17 protein-coding genes are annotated in these 14820 nt (G+C 58.7%); 4 read left to right on the forward strand and 13 right to left on the reverse strand.

Features of this window, described 5'->3' with window-relative positions:
* The first annotated feature begins 119 nt into the window (after nucleotides 1-119).
* Nucleotides 120-710: a GUN4 domain-containing protein gene (locus tag H6F75_RS10405; RefSeq protein WP_190751862.1), complete on the forward strand. Its 591-nt coding sequence runs from the start codon at nucleotides 120-122 to the stop codon at nucleotides 708-710.
* A 175-nt stretch (nucleotides 711-885) separates the two neighbouring features.
* On the opposite strand, the gene H6F75_RS10410 is transcribed toward H6F75_RS10405, so the two are convergent.
* The 5 genes from H6F75_RS10410 to H6F75_RS10430 all read right to left on the reverse strand — a co-directional run bounded on the left by H6F75_RS10410 (nucleotide 886) and on the right by H6F75_RS10430 (nucleotide 5700).
* On the reverse strand, nucleotides 886-1263 hold the full coding sequence (locus H6F75_RS10410; protein WP_190751864.1) for a hypothetical protein: 378 nt from the start codon (nucleotides 1261-1263) through the stop codon (nucleotides 886-888).
* 141 nt (nucleotides 1264-1404) lie between these two features.
* Nucleotides 1405-2322 carry an ABC transporter permease gene (locus H6F75_RS10415; protein ID WP_190751866.1) on the reverse strand — a complete coding sequence of 306 codons (918 nt, stop codon included), beginning with the start codon at nucleotides 2320-2322 and terminating at the stop codon, nucleotides 1405-1407.
* A gap of 9 nt (nucleotides 2323-2331) precedes the next feature.
* Entirely contained in the window at nucleotides 2332-3357 is a 1026-nt protein-coding gene (locus tag H6F75_RS10420) for an ABC transporter ATP-binding protein (protein ID WP_190751868.1), read from the reverse strand.
* A gap of 240 nt (nucleotides 3358-3597) precedes the next feature.
* Nucleotides 3598-4578: a heme o synthase gene (locus tag H6F75_RS10425; RefSeq protein WP_190751870.1), complete on the reverse strand. Its 981-nt coding sequence runs from the start codon at nucleotides 4576-4578 to the stop codon at nucleotides 3598-3600.
* Between the two features lie 90 nt (nucleotides 4579-4668).
* Nucleotides 4669-5700: a heme A synthase gene (locus H6F75_RS10430; RefSeq protein WP_190751872.1), complete on the reverse strand. Its 1032-nt coding sequence runs from the start codon at nucleotides 5698-5700 to the stop codon at nucleotides 4669-4671.
* A 517-nt stretch (nucleotides 5701-6217) separates the two neighbouring features.
* Here H6F75_RS10430 and H6F75_RS10435 point away from each other — a divergent pair.
* The 3 genes from H6F75_RS10435 (at nucleotide 6218) to H6F75_RS10445 (ending at nucleotide 7857) form a co-directional block, all read left to right on the forward strand.
* Nucleotides 6218-6556: a hypothetical protein gene (locus tag H6F75_RS10435; protein ID WP_190751874.1), complete on the forward strand. Its 339-nt coding sequence runs from the start codon at nucleotides 6218-6220 to the stop codon at nucleotides 6554-6556.
* Nucleotides 6557-6731: 175 nt separating this feature from the next.
* Nucleotides 6732-7109, forward strand: coding sequence for a hypothetical protein (locus tag H6F75_RS10440; protein ID WP_190751875.1), 378 nt, complete (start codon nucleotides 6732-6734; stop codon nucleotides 7107-7109).
* A 7-nt stretch (nucleotides 7110-7116) separates the two neighbouring features.
* Nucleotides 7117-7857 carry an alpha/beta hydrolase gene (locus H6F75_RS10445; RefSeq protein ID WP_190751878.1) on the forward strand — a complete coding sequence of 247 codons (741 nt, stop codon included), beginning with the start codon at nucleotides 7117-7119 and terminating at the stop codon, nucleotides 7855-7857.
* Here the strand turns inward: H6F75_RS10445 and H6F75_RS10450 are convergent.
* From H6F75_RS10450 to H6F75_RS10485, 8 genes are all read right to left on the reverse strand, one after another.
* Complete coding sequence (locus tag H6F75_RS10450) at nucleotides 7854-8720, reverse strand: alpha/beta hydrolase (protein WP_190751880.1); 867 nt, start codon at nucleotides 8718-8720, stop codon at nucleotides 7854-7856. The genes H6F75_RS10445 and H6F75_RS10450 overlap by 4 nt on opposite strands.
* A gap of 81 nt (nucleotides 8721-8801) precedes the next feature.
* Nucleotides 8802-9257, reverse strand: a complete 456-nt coding sequence (locus H6F75_RS10455; RefSeq protein WP_190751882.1) for an NUDIX hydrolase — start codon at nucleotides 9255-9257, stop codon at nucleotides 8802-8804.
* A gap of 3 nt (nucleotides 9258-9260) precedes the next feature.
* Nucleotides 9261-9725, reverse strand: coding sequence for a thioredoxin-dependent thiol peroxidase (gene bcp / locus H6F75_RS10460; RefSeq protein WP_190751884.1), 465 nt, complete (start codon nucleotides 9723-9725; stop codon nucleotides 9261-9263).
* 103 nt (nucleotides 9726-9828) lie between these two features.
* Nucleotides 9829-10608 carry an SDR family oxidoreductase gene (locus H6F75_RS10465; protein ID WP_190751886.1) on the reverse strand — a complete coding sequence of 260 codons (780 nt, stop codon included), beginning with the start codon at nucleotides 10606-10608 and terminating at the stop codon, nucleotides 9829-9831.
* Nucleotides 10609-10873: 265 nt separating this feature from the next.
* Entirely contained in the window at nucleotides 10874-11290 is a 417-nt protein-coding gene (locus H6F75_RS10470) for a hypothetical protein (RefSeq protein WP_190751888.1), read from the reverse strand.
* Between the two features lie 128 nt (nucleotides 11291-11418).
* Nucleotides 11419-12366 carry an ABC transporter permease gene (locus tag H6F75_RS10475; protein WP_190751890.1) on the reverse strand — a complete coding sequence of 316 codons (948 nt, stop codon included), beginning with the start codon at nucleotides 12364-12366 and terminating at the stop codon, nucleotides 11419-11421.
* Between the two features lie 119 nt (nucleotides 12367-12485).
* On the reverse strand, nucleotides 12486-13571 hold the full coding sequence (locus H6F75_RS10480) for an ABC transporter permease (RefSeq protein ID WP_190751892.1): 1086 nt from the start codon (nucleotides 13569-13571) through the stop codon (nucleotides 12486-12488).
* A gap of 9 nt (nucleotides 13572-13580) precedes the next feature.
* Nucleotides 13581-14774 carry a BMP family ABC transporter substrate-binding protein gene (locus H6F75_RS10485; RefSeq protein WP_190751893.1) on the reverse strand — a complete coding sequence of 398 codons (1194 nt, stop codon included), beginning with the start codon at nucleotides 14772-14774 and terminating at the stop codon, nucleotides 13581-13583.
* Between the last annotated feature and the right edge of the window lie 46 nt (nucleotides 14775-14820).

Raw genomic sequence — 14820 nt, forward strand, 5'->3', positions numbered from 1 at the left:
TCGCGACCGGGCAATACTAGAATTTATAGCGTTGATCAAGTTCGTTTAGCATCTGGTGACCAAGGCGCACAGCCGTCCCAGAGCATGGCTCTGGCTCTCAATACTTCTAAGGAGTCGATATGGATGAAGGGTCGCAGGCTGACCTAGCTGCTCGCTTAGAGGCGCTAGAGGCCAGGGTAGAAGGCTTTATTCAGCAGGGGATAACGGAGCGCGTCGCTCGTCTGGAAGACGCGCTAACCCTTGTAACCGACGTGGAACGCTACCAACCCCTTCAGCGGCTGCTTAAGACGGGCAAGCTGAGGGAGGCTGACGAAGAAACCGTGCGGGTAATTTTGCAGGAGGCAGGCACCCCCGATCGCGAAGACCTAACTCCAGATGCCGTGCGCCTGTTTTCGTGCAACGTACTGCGGGTGGTCGATCGCCTGTGGACGACTTACACGGGCGGTCGCTTTGGCTTTAGCGTGCAGCTCCAAATTTACCAATCTGTAGGCGGCACCCTTGAAACAGCGCTGATTCAAGACACCGTCATCCTTAATCGCCTAGCCGAACAGGTTGGCTGGCGGCAAGACGATCAGTGGAAAACGATTGACCAAGCCCGCCACGATCTAGATGATCCCGTCGGCTGCTATCCCATTATCTGGTGGGATTCTCCCTATGGAGCCAAAATGGTCAACTATTTTCTCAGCCGTCTGTTCACCTGCCAGCTGTAGCGGTTCGTGAATGGATTAAAAGCTTAGACACAGGGATACAAAGCTTTCATTCTGTCTTTCAGGCCGGTGCTCGAAGCAGCTAAAAAACATCGCCACCGAGAGTTCAGTGGCGATGTTTCGTTGTTTTGGGGTACGCCCATTTTCGAGGGCAAGCTATCTTTTGCCTAGAAGTGGCTTACTCTTCTCCGGTGGTGGGAGTGATGACCTCAGTCGCCTCAATCTGGGGCTGCTGGCGGCGCAGGGCATTTTGCTGCAGAGTGCGGAAATTGAGCGCCTCGTCGCTGATGCGGCCCCGATGCTGGCGGCTAAAGTCGGTAGAGCTGCGCTCATTCATCAGCACCGCCCGGTGAATCAAATCGAAGGGGCTGCTGCTTTCGCCAAAGATACCGCCGTTGGCATCGCTGTCCCCAAAGCCTTCATTGGTATCGACGCGCGGGGTGCGGGTTGGGTCGGTGTCCGTGGACTGGGCCAAGGCTGCCGGAGCCAGAACTAACAGACTAGCTGCTGCGATCGCAACAGCTACCGGTCTAGAGAGAAAACTTGGGTAAGCCATAGGAGCACTCCTTGACACCATAACAACTAAGACTTTGGGCACAGGGAAACTGTGCTGCCTACGCTTGCCATTGTAGCGGCTAACTCGCTAGCTGCCGACCCCTATCAGACCAGCTCTGTAACTGGTCGAGTAGATCTGGCACTAAGCAATCCGGCGGCGCAGCAGAGGCTGAATTAGCCCTAACGACAGACCACAGAAAACCACCAAAACCGCTAAACAAACCCCCAGTGAAACTGCCGCAAAAGGCGTTTGCAGCACTGTGTCACCGAAACCCCATGCTGGGTGCAGGTAGACATAGCGAATGGGCTCGATAGCGTAGGTGAGTGGGTTTAAGCTAGCCACTACCTGTAGCCACTGGGGCATGAACTCCAGCGGTACCAGAGCCGTACTGGAAAATAGCAGGGGCAGGTTTGTCACAAAGATCACCCCGATCAGCTCAATATGGCCAGGTAGCGCAAAGGTCAACCCTAAGCTGAGGGCCGTCACACCCAGCACCAGCGCCATAACAATAAACAGCACCAGCAGCAGCCCCGGCAGGCTGGGCAACCCTGCACCGAGCACAGCGCTAAGGCCTAAAATTGCCGCCGTTTGCACCAGGCTCAGGGCGGCAATAAACAGTGCCGACGCCACCACAATGGAGTAGCGCGAGGCCAAAGGTGCCACCAAAAACCGGTTCAAAAAGCCAAACTCGCGGTCAAACATCACCGGTAGCCCGGCGTTGAGTGCCCCCCCAAAGGCGGTGAACACAATGATACCCGCCCCCAAAAACTGGCCGTAGTTGCGACTTTCGCCAAACAGCCCAGCCGGTACGTTTTGAAACAGCGCCCCAAACAGCACCAGCCAAATCAGCGGCTGAATTACCCCGGCCACCAGGGTAGTCGGGCGACGCTGAAGCTGGATAAACAGTCGCCGGGTCATAGCTAGGGTCTCTTGCACAAAGGCTCCAGAGACCAGCCCTTGGGATTTGATCAGGTCAGCCTTCCAGGCTTTGAGGTCTGAATTTTCAAGGCTGGGGGCAGCCTCGCGCCGGGGGGATGGAGTGGGAATAGTGGTGCTCATGGTGTTATCCTAGCGTCCCTTCATGGCCTGTTTCTTTTCTTTCTTGAGGTCGCGCTGGCCTACGGCAGCCAGCTCCGCATCCATCAGGGTGCGGCCTGTGGCGGCCAGGTACACATCGTCAAGGCTAGGGCGCGATTGGGCAATGCCAAACACAGGCAGATTAGCGGCTTTGAGCGCCTGCTGTACCGTCAACAGCACGTCGGGCTGACGGTCAACTACTAGGTTGAGTGAATTTCCTTGGGCCGCGTTGACGATCACCTCGCGCACAAAGGGCAGCTCAGCCAGCATGGTGCGGGCGTTGGCAGCCTCCTGGTCGGAGGTGAATTCGCGAATGCGCAGGGTGATGCGATCGCCCCCAATCTTGTCTTTCAAATCGCTAGGGGTGCCCGCCGAAATCACTCGGCCTCGGTCAATAATCGCCACCCGGTCAGCCAGGGCATCGACCTCTTCGAGGTAATGGCTGGTAATTAAAATCGTGGTGCCGGCTGCCCGCAGCTGTCGCAGAAAGCTCCACACCGCCGATCGCGTCTCAATATCGAGGCCAACCGTGGGCTCGTCAAGCACCAGCAGATCGGGCTGATGCAGCAGCCCTAGAGCTAAATCTAGGCGCTTTCTCAAGCCCCCAGAATAGTTGCCGGTCTTTTTGTCGGCCCAGTCACCCAGCTCTAGCAGGTCGATCATCTGGTCGATGCGAGGGCCAGACACACTTTTAGGCATGTGGTAAATATCGGCTTGAAGCCGCAATAGCTCGCGTCCGGTGAGTACCTTGTCTAGAGCAACTTCCTGGGCGATGTAGCCAAGATATTGGCGCACTAGCCGAGGCTGCTCGACTACCGAAACCCCCATTACTTCAAGCGTGCCGCTGTCTGGGGTGGTCAGGGTGCAGAGGCAGCGAATGGTGGTAGTTTTGCCCGCTCCGTTGGGCCCTAGCAGGCCAAAAATTTCGCCAGGCTCAATGGTGAGCGACACATCGCGCACTGCCTCTACCGCCCCGTAGGACTTCTTCAGGTTTTGAATTGTTACCGCCGCGGCCATCTGTAGAGCTAACCCCAAACGTATTGGTTCCTACATTGGTTATTCTACAGAACTCCTTTAAGCGAAGGGGGGCAGGATTTTGTTTCTAAATTAGGAATTTGGATTTCGCTTAGCAACCCACCTACCCCTTTACCCTCACACAGTGAAGGGTCTGCCGTGACGACATATTGTTCCTATGGGGCCGCTGACGGATTACTAAGCCTGTCTAAAGAAATGCAGAAATTGCTCCACCCATTCCACCTAAAACGGCAGCATACTCACCAGCGGCTTTAAGTGACCCGATAGACTGGCCACTAGGGCACGAGTCATCGGCCAGCTATCGACTACCATGCCAGCCGATAGCAGCATCATGTAGAGAATGGAGAACTTGAACAGTCCCTTAGCCAAGTCGCGATCGCCCGGTGCTTGCAGTAATGCCCAGGCCCGCTGAATGAACATGCCACCTAGCACCAGGGCGATCGCCGCATACACTGCACCAGTCGCTCCTAAGGGAAACGTCATCATCAGCGTCAGGGGCACTAACACCAGGGTGTAGTACCAGATCTGCTGCGCCGTGGCCTCGTCGCCTGCGATCACTGGCATCATCGGCACGTTGACCTTGGCGTATTCATCTTGAATGAGCATGGCCAGTCCCCAAAAGTGGGGTGGTGTCCAGATAAACACGATCGCAAAGAATAGCCATGCTGCCAGGGGTAGATCGCCTGTCACCGCTGCCCAGCCTACCAAGGGCGGAATCGCTCCAGCAGCGCCGCCAATGACGATATTTTGAGGGGAAGATCGCTTCAGCCAGAGGGTGTAGACCCCCACGTAAATGGCAATGCCCAGCATCGCCAACCCGGCGCTAAGCAGGTTGGCCACCCAGGCTTGTAGGCCAAAAGACAGCGCCGCCAGCACCCCAGCAAACACCAGCGCGTCGCGCACCTGAATGCGCCCGGAGGGAATGGGACGGTGGCGAGTGCGCTCCATATCGAAGTCAATGTCGCGATCGTAGATGCAGTTGATGGTCTGGGCCGAAGCCGCCGCCAGGGTGCCGCTCAGCAGAGTCACCATTAGCAGTACGGGGTCGACCTCGCCCTGGCTCGCTACCCACATTGCCGCCGCCGTCTCAATCAGCAGCAGGGGAATAATCCGGGGCTTGGTCAGCTGCACATAGCTCTGCACAACGGCTCTAAACGTTTCGTGGTGCCGAGTGGGGGCATTCCATGTGGTGGTCTGATTCATGCAAAAAATCCTAAATGGTTTTAAAACCGTAGCTGTCAGCTCAACAGGCTCAAAGAAGCTGATATCAACCTCGTCATGACGGCAAACGTTTCAGACCTCGGCGGGAGAAACTGTGGGATTAGAGGGGGGTTCGGCGGCGCCCAGACGACCGTTCTCAGAGGGTGACTCTGGGCGATTCTGGGACAGATCGCTGCGCGCATCGCGCCAGGCTAGCACCGTAAAGCACACCAGGGTGCCCACCAGCGCTGCACCCAAGGTGTGGTGAGCTACCGTCAGCGGCTCAATCTGTAGCCGGAGTCGAAAGGTCGCAATGCCCATCACTAGCTGGAGCACCAGCAGCACGCTAACCAGGCTGCCTAGCCGCCTTAAAGGATACGTTAGTGCCGGAGTGCGCCACACCGTCCAGGTGAGCGCCAGCACCATGGCTGTGGTGGGCAAAATGCCCAGCAGATGGCTATTCATCACCTGACACAGCTCCTTGAGCCCTAGGCACTGGTGAGCCGCCCAGCGTGACCCTACCAGGCCCCCTAACAAGCATTGAGTGTAGACCACGGTCAGTGCTGCTAAGCCTATCCAGGGCAAACGACCCACGGTGCCAGTGCTGCGGTAGGGCAGCAGGCAGCAGGCAATCACTAACATGGCGCTAAAGAACAGCAGCGCTGTACCTAAGTGGGCAGTGACAATGTCGAAGCGCAGCAACTGAGTTACCGTCAACCCCCCAAGCGCTCCCTGCACACCAATCAGCGCCAGCGCTCCCACCGATGCCCAGGGCAGCCAGTTGGGCACCTGCCGCCGATACCACAGACTAAGGGCGACCAACCACAGGGTGCTGAGACCAATTAGGGCGGCATCGAGCCGGTGGAACCACTCTAAGAACACCTGGAGGTTCATCTGCTGCTGAGGCACTAGTTGGCCGTAGCACAAGGGCCAGTCGGGGCAGGCCAAGCCCGCATTCATTACTCGGGTAGCGCTGCCTACAGCCATGAGGGCGAGGGTGGCTATGGCAATCTTCCAGACCAGTCGACGAATGCGATCAACCGGGGTAGGAGCAGCATTGGTGTTGGGCCACAGCGCTTCACGGGCCGTAGCCGGGGATAATAACGAGGGGAAATTTGCGGCCATGCCATCTCCAGCGGTGAGCAATGTGGTCTAGGTCAGGCTTCGAACGGCAGTTAGGAAAGTTGCCCCAAATTGCCAAGCCAGACGAGACCTAGGAGCAAATACTCAGGCGTATGATTACAGAACTAAATACATACCTTAGTCCTTATACCTGGGTTGTTACTTACCACTTTAGAGAGGTCAACCCTTGATTGGGCAAAGCTTTAGGGTTTTCTTTGGGATTCGCAGGCTGCTCTGGGCGGCTATATATAAAGCTGGGGTTGTGCCGTAGCAGGACACACAACGTAACTTATTGTTACCTTTGGCGATCGCGATCTAGGGCGATGTCAATGTGACGGTAGGTGTGGTGTGGGCGATCGCCGGTCTGAATGCCCGGCCCCGGCGCCAGGTAACACCCAAGTGGCACAATGGGATGGCTCTGCCGCTTGGCCGGATTAGCGCCAGTGAGCGAAACGTTCTTGGCCTAGGTGGCCAAGCAAACCGACTGCTCCATTTACCGATCGCAACGAGTACTGTACCCATGAGCGCCCTCCTCACCCTCAACCTGCCCCAGGGATCTGTTCGCTTTACCTTTTCGGTAGAAGCGGCCCAGTCTCTCAAGACTTCCCTAGACGAGCTGATGACTACGCTGAAAAGCACCGCGGCCCAGGGGGGAGATGCCGGTCGTCGAACTCCCCAGTCGTCGATGGAATATCGCCACAGCGGAGAGGTGTTTCTGGAAGTGTTTTGCAATCCCAACATTTGGCCTAGCCCCTTTGCGGCTAAGGTGCTGCTAACCCTGCGGGACGATCGCATTCGCGTCACCACCGAGGCCGAGCTGTCGCAGATCTACGACGACGTCATTACTTATCTGGGCTAGGGACCATGGGTCGCCTCCCTATACCCCAGGTTGGATAGTAGCCTGAGATGCCACATCCTGCGGGAGAGGCACGATAGAATATGGGCGCTGGACCGCTGGAGCGGCATTGGCTGCGTTTAGAACGGTCTGCTCTGACCCTCAAACGCTTGATTTGGAGTTTTTAAGGCAGCAAGCTATGTACCCTGATGACCTGTCTCAAACCTTGCAGAAGGGAATTCGCGTTACCCTCGGGGCCACCGCATCGTTAATTGAAGCCATACAGGACCCCGAAACCTCAAGCCAAAAATTTTCTGAACTGGGCGGCGACGTCAACCGCCTCGCTGAAGAGCTAGAAGTTAAAGGTGAGGTCACCGAGCGTGAGGCCCGGCAGTTTGTGGATGGGTTGCTCAGCCAGATGCCTAACCCCTTTGGTGGCTCTAGCTCGGCAGCCAGTGAGACCACAATTACTACCGTGGCTAGCCCCGTGGTTGACACCGCTGTGCAGAGCGATCTAGAGGCCCTGACTCTAGAGCTAGCAGCAATTCGTCGCGAGATCGAGGCGCTCAAGAGCTAGGACAAGCATGGTCGGTACTGCAACATCATCCCCGGAGGGCAAGGAAGCTGCGGCGATCGCAACTGACGCCGATCTGGCGATCGCCGAGCGCGAAATCTATTTCATCAGTGGTCTCGGTGCCGACTGGCGGGTGTTTCAGCGCTTGCAGCTAGAGGGCTATCGACCGGTGCACATTCTTTGGCAGCGCCCCGAGCGCCACGAGTCCATCGAGCAGTATGCCCAGCGGTTGCTGACTCAGGTCACGGTCGAAAACCCTATTTTTGTGGGGCTTTCCTTTGGCGGGCTGATGGCGATCGAAATGGCGAAGCTCTGCCACCCAGAGCAGGTGATTGTGATTTCTAGCGCAACTACTGGGGCACAAATTCCGGCTTACTTTAAGGTGTTTCGCTGGCTGCCGGTGCAGCTGGTGGTGCCCTTTAAACACCTGCTGTGGGCGGTGCACTGGCTTTTAGACTGGTTATTTGGCCTCAACAACCGCGATGACTGCTCATTGTTCAGACAGGTTTTGGTTGATACCGATCCCTGTTTTCTCACCTGGGCCATCAAGCAGGTGATGGGCTGGCGGAATCAGGTGGTGCCTGAGCATTTAGTTCATATTCACGGCAGTAGCGATCGTGTCTTTCCCTTTGGCTACCGCAGTGCCGATGTGGTCGTGCCCAACGGTGGCCATCTGATGGTGCTCAACCGGGCCGAGGAACTGTCTCAACTGCTGATGGCGACGCTGGCAACTAACCCCGTGGAGCACTAGGGAATAGTGGAGCTGGGCTGAGTGGGTACAGAGGGTGTCTTGCGCACCTGGAGGGGTAGCTCCGGGAGTTTGAGCTGACCGAGGGCCGCTGCAAACTCCTGCTCATCTACGCCCAAGGGGGTGTTGGTGGCGGTGAGTTCGCGGTACTGCGGATCGGGCAGGAGGCGTAGCCAGGCGTGGGTGAGCTGGTGGGTCACGGTGTCAGCGGCGGCGGCCTCTAGCACCAGGGTTGGCAGCCAAAGTTGCCCCAGCCCCTGGTGCAGCAGTTCGCCGTTGATGGCGGCTGTGCGACGCTGAAAGAGCGTTTTGCAGGCGGCGGGGGACTGGTGCAGACAGCGGTGGCGATCGCGCAGCGCCTTGACCCAAGCGGCTTTGCCCAGCCATGGCAGCATCAGAGGCAGGGGTGACCAGGGGGCGACCAGCCAGCGATCGCGCTGCCAGCGGCCTCGTAACGTGCGATCGTTCACTCCCTCGGGAGCTAGCACCGTTAGGCTCTGCACCTGGTCGGGGTAGGTGAGGGCGTATTGGCCTGCCACCCAGGCCCCTAGCGAATGGCCCACCAGTCGAAAGCGATGAATGCGCAGGGCGCTCAGCCAGCTGTGCAATGCCTCTACCTGGAGGGCCACTGAGTAGGCTTTTCCCTCGTGCCACGACTCGCCAAAACCGAGCAGATCGGGGGCCAGGCAGTGGTATTGAGGCGCCAAGCACTGCATGGCCGGTAGCCACTGGGTGCCGTCTTGCCAAGACCCATGCAAGAAAATCACCGTTTCTGCCTGGGTTTTGCCGCCCTCGTGCCAAAACACGTTGCCGCTGGGGAGCTTCATGCGGCCAGTGCGAATGGGAATCTCAGCGGGTAACGGCATAGGGACTCGGTGGGTAGATGGCACTAGGGTAACCGGAAGGCAGCGCCCAGTCCGTCAGACCCAGCAAACTTACCCAAAAGCTTAGGCTAAAACCGTTTCTCCCTTAAAGAAATCTTGCAAATGCTGGCGGTGGTCGTGGGAGAGGCGATCCCACGGCAGCTCGTCAGGGCCAAAGGCGGAGGCCTCTAGAATTTCACGGGGATCAGCCGGATGGGGCTTGCCCGTCACCCGCACCGCCACGGTCACACACACCGAATGAAACCGGGGGTCGCGTCCCGGTTGAGAGTACACCCCGACTAGACGCTCTAGCCCCACAGTTTGGAGCCCGGCCTCTTCTTTCAGCTCGCGGGCAGCGGCGGTGATCACATCTTCACCCCAATCGACAATGCCGCCAGGCAGGCTCCACAGGCCGTTGTCGCGGCGGCGCACCAGCACAATGGTGCCATTGGGCATCAGCGGAATGACGCAGGTACCGAGAATGGGGCGGCGTAGCAGCAGCCCCAGCAGGGTACGTAAAATATGGGCAAAGTAGGCCATGGGCTAGAGGGTATCCAAGTCGGCTAGCACCTCGTCGGCATGGGTTTCGGCTTTGACCTTGAGGTAGGTTTTCTCCAGGTTGCCGTCGGGGCCGATGATAAAGGTGCTGCGGGTAATACCCATATATTCTTTACCCATGAACTTTTTCAGGCCATAAACGCCGTAGCGGCTGGCCACTTCGCCGCCCTCGTCCACCAGCAGCGGAAAGGGCAGGTTGAACTTGTCGATAAATTTGCTGTGGGATTTGGCGTCGTCAGTACTTACCCCCAGCACAATGGCATCCTTGCCTTGGTAGTCGGCGTAGCGATCGCGGAACCCACAGGCTTCTTTGGTGCAGCCGGGAGTGTTGTCGCGGGGGTAAAAGTACAGCACCACTCGCTGACCCTTGAGGTCGGCCAGGCTATAGGTCTTGCCGGTAGCATCAGGCAGGCTAAAGTCGGGAGCGGGGTCGCCAGCGGAAAGGGTCATGGTCGGTATTGCGAATGAAGGAACGGTTGTGCCATCGCCCATTGTATAGCGGTGGTTGGCTGCCAGGGGTTTGCAGCCGACTCAAAAGAACTGCCTACGAGAATTACTCAGCTTGCCGATGGGTGTGAAACACGGAGGCTTGGGCGGTCGGCATCAGCATGACATCGCTGATGTTGACGTGGGCGGGGCGAGTAACGGCAAACACAATGACGTCGGCCACATCGTCGCCGGTCAGAGGGGTCATGCCTTGGTAAACACCCTGGGCGCGATCGCGATCGCCGCCAAAGCGCACCAGGCTAAACTCGGTTTCGACCAAGCCTGGGTCAATGTTGGTGACCCGCACCGACGTGCCCAGCAGGTCGAGCTTGAGGCCCTCCGATAGAGATCGAACAGCGGCCTTTGTGGCGCAGTAGACGCTGCCGCCGGGGTAGGTCTGCCGCCCGGCGATCGAGCCCACATTCACCACGTGGCCATGCCCTCGCGCCACCATGCCCGGCACCACCGCCCGCGTCACGTAGAGCAATCCTTTGATGTTGGTATCAATCATGGCTTCCCAGTCGTCTAGGGGCGCTTCGTACTGCTTGTCGAGTCCTCGGCTGAGCCCAGCATTGTTGATCAAAACGTCGATCGCCTGCCACGCCTCTGGTAATTCTGCGATCGCTCCACTGACGGCCTCCGGCTGGCGCACATCTAGCACCACCGTCAGTACCTCACTGGAGTGCTGCTGCTGAAGCTCTGCGGCTAATGTCTGTAGGGGTTCCTGGCGACGGGCGGCCAAAATTAGCCTCGCTCCAGCGGCTGCAAGTTGACGGGCGCAGGCGGCCCCAATGCCACTGCTAGCGCCGGTAATCAGGACGGTTTTGTTAGCGATCGAGGTGGCCATAGCAGAGAAAAATTAAATACTGATTGTTCAGATGTTGCGGCGACAACCCAAGATAAAACAAGGTATCTTGCCCTGCACAAAGTCTAGGGTTGCGTAGGACTCCGCTATCGCGCCAGGGTAACGCATCAAGCTGTCGCAGTGCAGTAGTGCCTGTGCGATCGCCTCAAAGACCATGCTGTAGACGAAAATACTGCATGTCTGCTGCTTCTCAAGGACGCAGGCCTCGCGCTCCCGCGTGGGTAGTAGCTTCTTAGCGAAAAATTGCTTAAGGAGCCGTCTCTGGCTCTGGATTCTTCACACTGGCGTCGATTTCATCGAGAGTTTGCAGCACCAGTCGCTTGGCCTGCAACTCCCAGCCCAGCTTTTGCACCTGAAAGGCCACGTAGAACCCTACGCCCGTGGCAATAAAATCTAGAGGTTGCTGTCCTGAAATACCCAGCAGCAGCCCCAGTCCGCCAATGCCCCAAAAGGGCAGGGCCACTGTCTGGCGGTTTTCTTCAATCAGCTTGGCGACAAAGTTGTTGGGAATGCTCGCCGCCACCTCCTCCCGCACGACCTGCTGCTGGGGGTAGGGCACAGCAAAGCTAAACTTGCGGCGCAGCTTCTCAATCTTGCGGGCATCGGTGCTGTACTCTGTCAGCTCGTCTTCTGCCATCCGAATGAGCTGCTCAGCTTGGGTCATGGAAAATATCTCAGGCTAGGTACAAGGGCGGCCAGGGTTGAAGACAAACGTCTTAGGGTCGCCGGTTTTTATTATCCCACTGCAATGATCCTGCGAATACTTTGGTCCTCAGATGAGAAGTCAGGCCGCTAATCGCTCTGTCCTAGGGCCCCCGGAGCGCCGGTCAGGGTGCGCTTAGGTGAGCATGTGGCAACCATGATCAGCAGGGTCAGAATGTATGGGGCGGCGTTGAACAGGTAATAGTACGAGTCAATGCCCACTGACTGGAACGCGGGCCCTAGCGCCTGGGCTCCGCCAAACAGCAGTGAGGCCCATAGACACTGCCACGGCTGCCAGCGCGCAAAAATAACCAGGGCCACCGCCATCAACCCTTGGCCGCTGGAGATGCGCTCGGTCCAGACGCCAGGGTAAAACAGCGATAGACTGGCCCCGCCAATGCCCGCCAAGAAGCTGCCCGCCACAATGCTGGCCATGCGCACCCAAAAAATCGAAATTCCCATGGCCAAGGCAGCATCGGGGCTGTCGCCTACGGCCCGCACGTAGAGACCCCAGCGGGTCGATTTGAAAAACCAGCTCATCAACGGTACGATCGCCACCCCCAGCAGAAACAGCGGGCTGATTTGCAGCGCCGACTGCACCTGGGATAGGCTGCTCCAGCCGCCAGCCGCCAGCGTTGGCAACTGGGGAGCCTGGGGCTGAATGAAGGGCTTGCCCAAAAAGTTGGCCAGTCCGCCACCAAAGATAATCATGGCGATGCCCACCGCCACATCGTTGACCCGGGGCTGCTGCGCCAGCCAGCCGTGGATTGTCCCCAGTCCCATGCCCGCGGCCCCTGCCGTCAGCACTCCTAGCCAAGGCGCTAGGGTGGGGCCAACAATGCCTGAACTCAGGTAGGAGACGGCGTAGGCGCTCATTGCTCCCATCAGCAGGGTGCCCTCTAGACCAAGGTTGATTTTGCCGCTTTTCTCCGTTAGGCACTCACCCAAACTGACCAGCAGAAAGGGCACGCTGCCCCGCAGGGTACCGGCCAAGATGCCCAGGGGCACGCCCCACCAGCCCAGTGCTTCCGTTGCCATTGCTTCCCCTCACGTGTTGATAATTCGGCCTATTCGGCAAGCTTCCTGCTGCGCATCCCGTAGGTGCTGAGTGCCTAACCCATCCACCCGCCTACCCGCCTACCCATCCACCCATCCATCTACCCAGCCACAGCTGCACCTTCAGCTTGGATCTCGCGCTCCTGAAACACCTTAAAGCGCCCGTAGAGCGATTCGCTGTAGAGCACACAGAGAAAAACAATGCCTTGAAAAACCATCACGGTAGCGTCGGGCAGGTTGTGCGATCGCTGCAAAATGCCACCGCTGGCCAAAATGCCTCCCAGCAGCACCGACACCAGCACCGTAGCCAGAGGGTTGTGGCGGGCTACGAAGGCGACCAAAATTCCGGCGTAGCCGTAGTTCGACACAATCGATTCATTCAACCGCTTCTGTACGGCGGCGACTTCTACCATGCCCGCTAGCCCGGCGCAGGAGCCGGCTAAGAAACACACTGCCAGGGTGAGCTTGCCCACCGGCAGCCCGGCAATGCGGGCGGCGCGCACATTGCCCCCGGCGGTACGGGCGGCAAAGCCAAAGGTGGTGCGCTGCATCAAAATGTAGGCCAGAGCCGAAGCCACCAGACCGTAGACCAACCCCCAGTGCACCCGGGTGTCAGGCAGATTGCCCAGCCAGGCGGCTGGGGCAATTTCAAAGCTGGAGGGCTTGCTGACAAAGGCGGGGTCGCGCAGGGGGCCTTGCACCAGGTGGTTCATGAGGGCGATCGCAACGTAGTTCAGCAGCAGGCTGCTGATGGTTTCGTTCACCCCCCGGTAGTGGCGCAGGGCTCCTGCCACCACTATCCATAGGCCCCCAGCCACGAGGCTACCCAGGGCCATAGCCAGCAGCACCAGTTCGCCAGGCAAACTCGACCCCAGGGCCAGACCCACCAGCACCGCCGCTAGGCCCCCCACCACCAGCGCCCCTTCGTTGCCAATAATCACCAGCCCCAGTCGGGCCGGTAGAGCCGTGCACAGGGCCGTCAGCATCAGCGGTGAAGCGCGCAGCAGCGTGTTTTGCCAGGCGCTCCAGCTGCCAAAGGCGGCTCGATAGATGGAGGCATACACCGCTAGGGGGTTGGCTCCAACCAGGGCACAAAATACCCCGAAGATTATTAGGGCAGACAGCACTGCCCCCATGGGCAGCGCCACTGATTCAAGGGATCGCCGCCAGGTTGTTGTCAACGCCATGGTGATGTCCTAGCTAATGGACCCGATGACACCTTCGACAAAGTAATCCATTTTCTCAAGCTCGACATTGTCGGTTTTGAGCTGCTGGTCGACGGGCAAAATTTCGCTCCCGGTGTTGGTCTTGAGCGGCCCCTGGTAGATCACGATCTCGCCAGATTTGATGCCAGCGATGGCGGCATCGCCAGCGGCCTTGGCCTCGTCACTGACAGCCGGACCGTAGGCCGACAGCTTGCAGAAGCTATCGGCTAGCCCGCCCCGCAAAACGTGGGGAATGTCGCCAGCCATGAGGGTTTTCCCGGCCATGAAGTCCTTGCCCAGGGCGGTGTAAATGCTGGACCAGTCCCATTCGGCTCCGGTGAGGTAGCCCTTAGGGGCCAGGGGGCTCTGGTCGGCGTGGTAGCCCGAGGTCATCACCCCGCGCCGTTCGGCGGTTTCCATCACCACCTTGGGGCTATCGACGTGGCAGGTGATCACTTCAATGCCCTGGTCGGCCATGCTGTTGGTGGCCTCGGCCTCTTTCACCGGCACCGACCAGTCGCCGGTAAAGATCACCTGGGTGGTGGCGGCTGGGTTGACCGACCTGGCCCCTAGAGTAAAGCTGTTGACGTTGCGCAGCAGCTGCGGAATGGGCTTAGCCGCCACAAACCCCAGCTTGCCGGCTGGGCTCATCTGGGCCGCTACCACCCCGGCCACGTACTGGGCTTCGTCGATGTAGCCAAAGTAGCTACAGATATTTTTGGGGTGCACGCCCTCCTGGTAGAGCCCCCCGGCGTGGAAAAACTGCACGTCGGGAAACTCTTCCGCCATGGCGAGAATGTGGGGGTCAAAGTAGCCAAAGGAGGTGGGGAACAGCGCCTTGACCCCATCGATTTCGATCATGCTGCGCATGGCTTCGGCCACCGCGGTGGTTTCGGGCACGCTGGCCTCTTCCACTAGGCGAATGCCGGGCACGTTGGCGACCATGGCTGCGGCCCCTTGGGCATGGGCCTGGTTGTAGCCAAAGTCATCCTTCGGCCCGACGTAGATGAAGCCCACGACCAGTTCTTCTGGGGCAGATCCATCGGTGGCCGCGCTGCCCTCGGTGCCAGGCGACTGGGCGCAGCCGGTGCTCAACTTGGCCGTCAGCCCAAAGGCGGAGGAGGCCAGCAGCCCCCGCACCACCTGCCGTCGCGATAGGCGAAAAGAACGGTTGCGATCGCTCATTGTGGAACTCTCTCCTGTACAGGGGCAAACAATAACAGTGTCAGAC

The organism is Nodosilinea sp. FACHB-131 (genome assembly GCF_014695395.1).
Taxonomy (GTDB): domain Bacteria; phylum Cyanobacteriota; class Cyanobacteriia; order Phormidesmidales; family Phormidesmidaceae; genus Nodosilinea.

Excerpts from the sequence above, each read along its gene's own strand:
- H6F75_RS10405 (WP_190751862.1), top strand. The coding sequence starts at position 120 with ATGGATGAAGGGTCGCAGGCTGACCTAGCTGCTCGCTTAGAGGCGCTA.
- H6F75_RS10410 (WP_190751864.1), bottom strand. The coding sequence starts at position 1,263 with ATGGCTTACCCAAGTTTTCTCTCTAGACCGGTAGCTGTTGCGATCGCA.
- H6F75_RS10415 (WP_190751866.1), bottom strand. The coding sequence starts at position 2,322 with ATGAGCACCACTATTCCCACTCCATCCCCCCGGCGCGAGGCTGCCCCC.
- H6F75_RS10420 (WP_190751868.1), bottom strand. The coding sequence starts at position 3,357 with ATGGCCGCGGCGGTAACAATTCAAAACCTGAAGAAGTCCTACGGGGCG.
- H6F75_RS10425 (WP_190751870.1), bottom strand. The coding sequence starts at position 4,578 with ATGAATCAGACCACCACATGGAATGCCCCCACTCGGCACCACGAAACG.
- H6F75_RS10430 (WP_190751872.1), bottom strand. The coding sequence starts at position 5,700 with ATGGCCGCAAATTTCCCCTCGTTATTATCCCCGGCTACGGCCCGTGAA.
- H6F75_RS10435 (WP_190751874.1), top strand. The coding sequence starts at position 6,218 with ATGAGCGCCCTCCTCACCCTCAACCTGCCCCAGGGATCTGTTCGCTTT.
- H6F75_RS10440 (WP_190751875.1), top strand. The coding sequence starts at position 6,732 with ATGTACCCTGATGACCTGTCTCAAACCTTGCAGAAGGGAATTCGCGTT.
- H6F75_RS10445 (WP_190751878.1), top strand. The coding sequence starts at position 7,117 with ATGGTCGGTACTGCAACATCATCCCCGGAGGGCAAGGAAGCTGCGGCG.
- H6F75_RS10450 (WP_190751880.1), bottom strand. The coding sequence starts at position 8,720 with ATGCCGTTACCCGCTGAGATTCCCATTCGCACTGGCCGCATGAAGCTC.
- H6F75_RS10455 (WP_190751882.1), bottom strand. The coding sequence starts at position 9,257 with ATGGCCTACTTTGCCCATATTTTACGTACCCTGCTGGGGCTGCTGCTA.
- bcp (WP_190751884.1), bottom strand. The coding sequence starts at position 9,725 with ATGACCCTTTCCGCTGGCGACCCCGCTCCCGACTTTAGCCTGCCTGAT.
- H6F75_RS10465 (WP_190751886.1), bottom strand. The coding sequence starts at position 10,608 with ATGGCCACCTCGATCGCTAACAAAACCGTCCTGATTACCGGCGCTAGC.
- H6F75_RS10470 (WP_190751888.1), bottom strand. The coding sequence starts at position 11,290 with ATGACCCAAGCTGAGCAGCTCATTCGGATGGCAGAAGACGAGCTGACA.
- H6F75_RS10475 (WP_190751890.1), bottom strand. The coding sequence starts at position 12,366 with ATGGCAACGGAAGCACTGGGCTGGTGGGGCGTGCCCCTGGGCATCTTG.
- H6F75_RS10480 (WP_190751892.1), bottom strand. The coding sequence starts at position 13,571 with ATGGCGTTGACAACAACCTGGCGGCGATCCCTTGAATCAGTGGCGCTG.
- H6F75_RS10485 (WP_190751893.1), bottom strand. The coding sequence starts at position 14,774 with ATGAGCGATCGCAACCGTTCTTTTCGCCTATCGCGACGGCAGGTGGTG.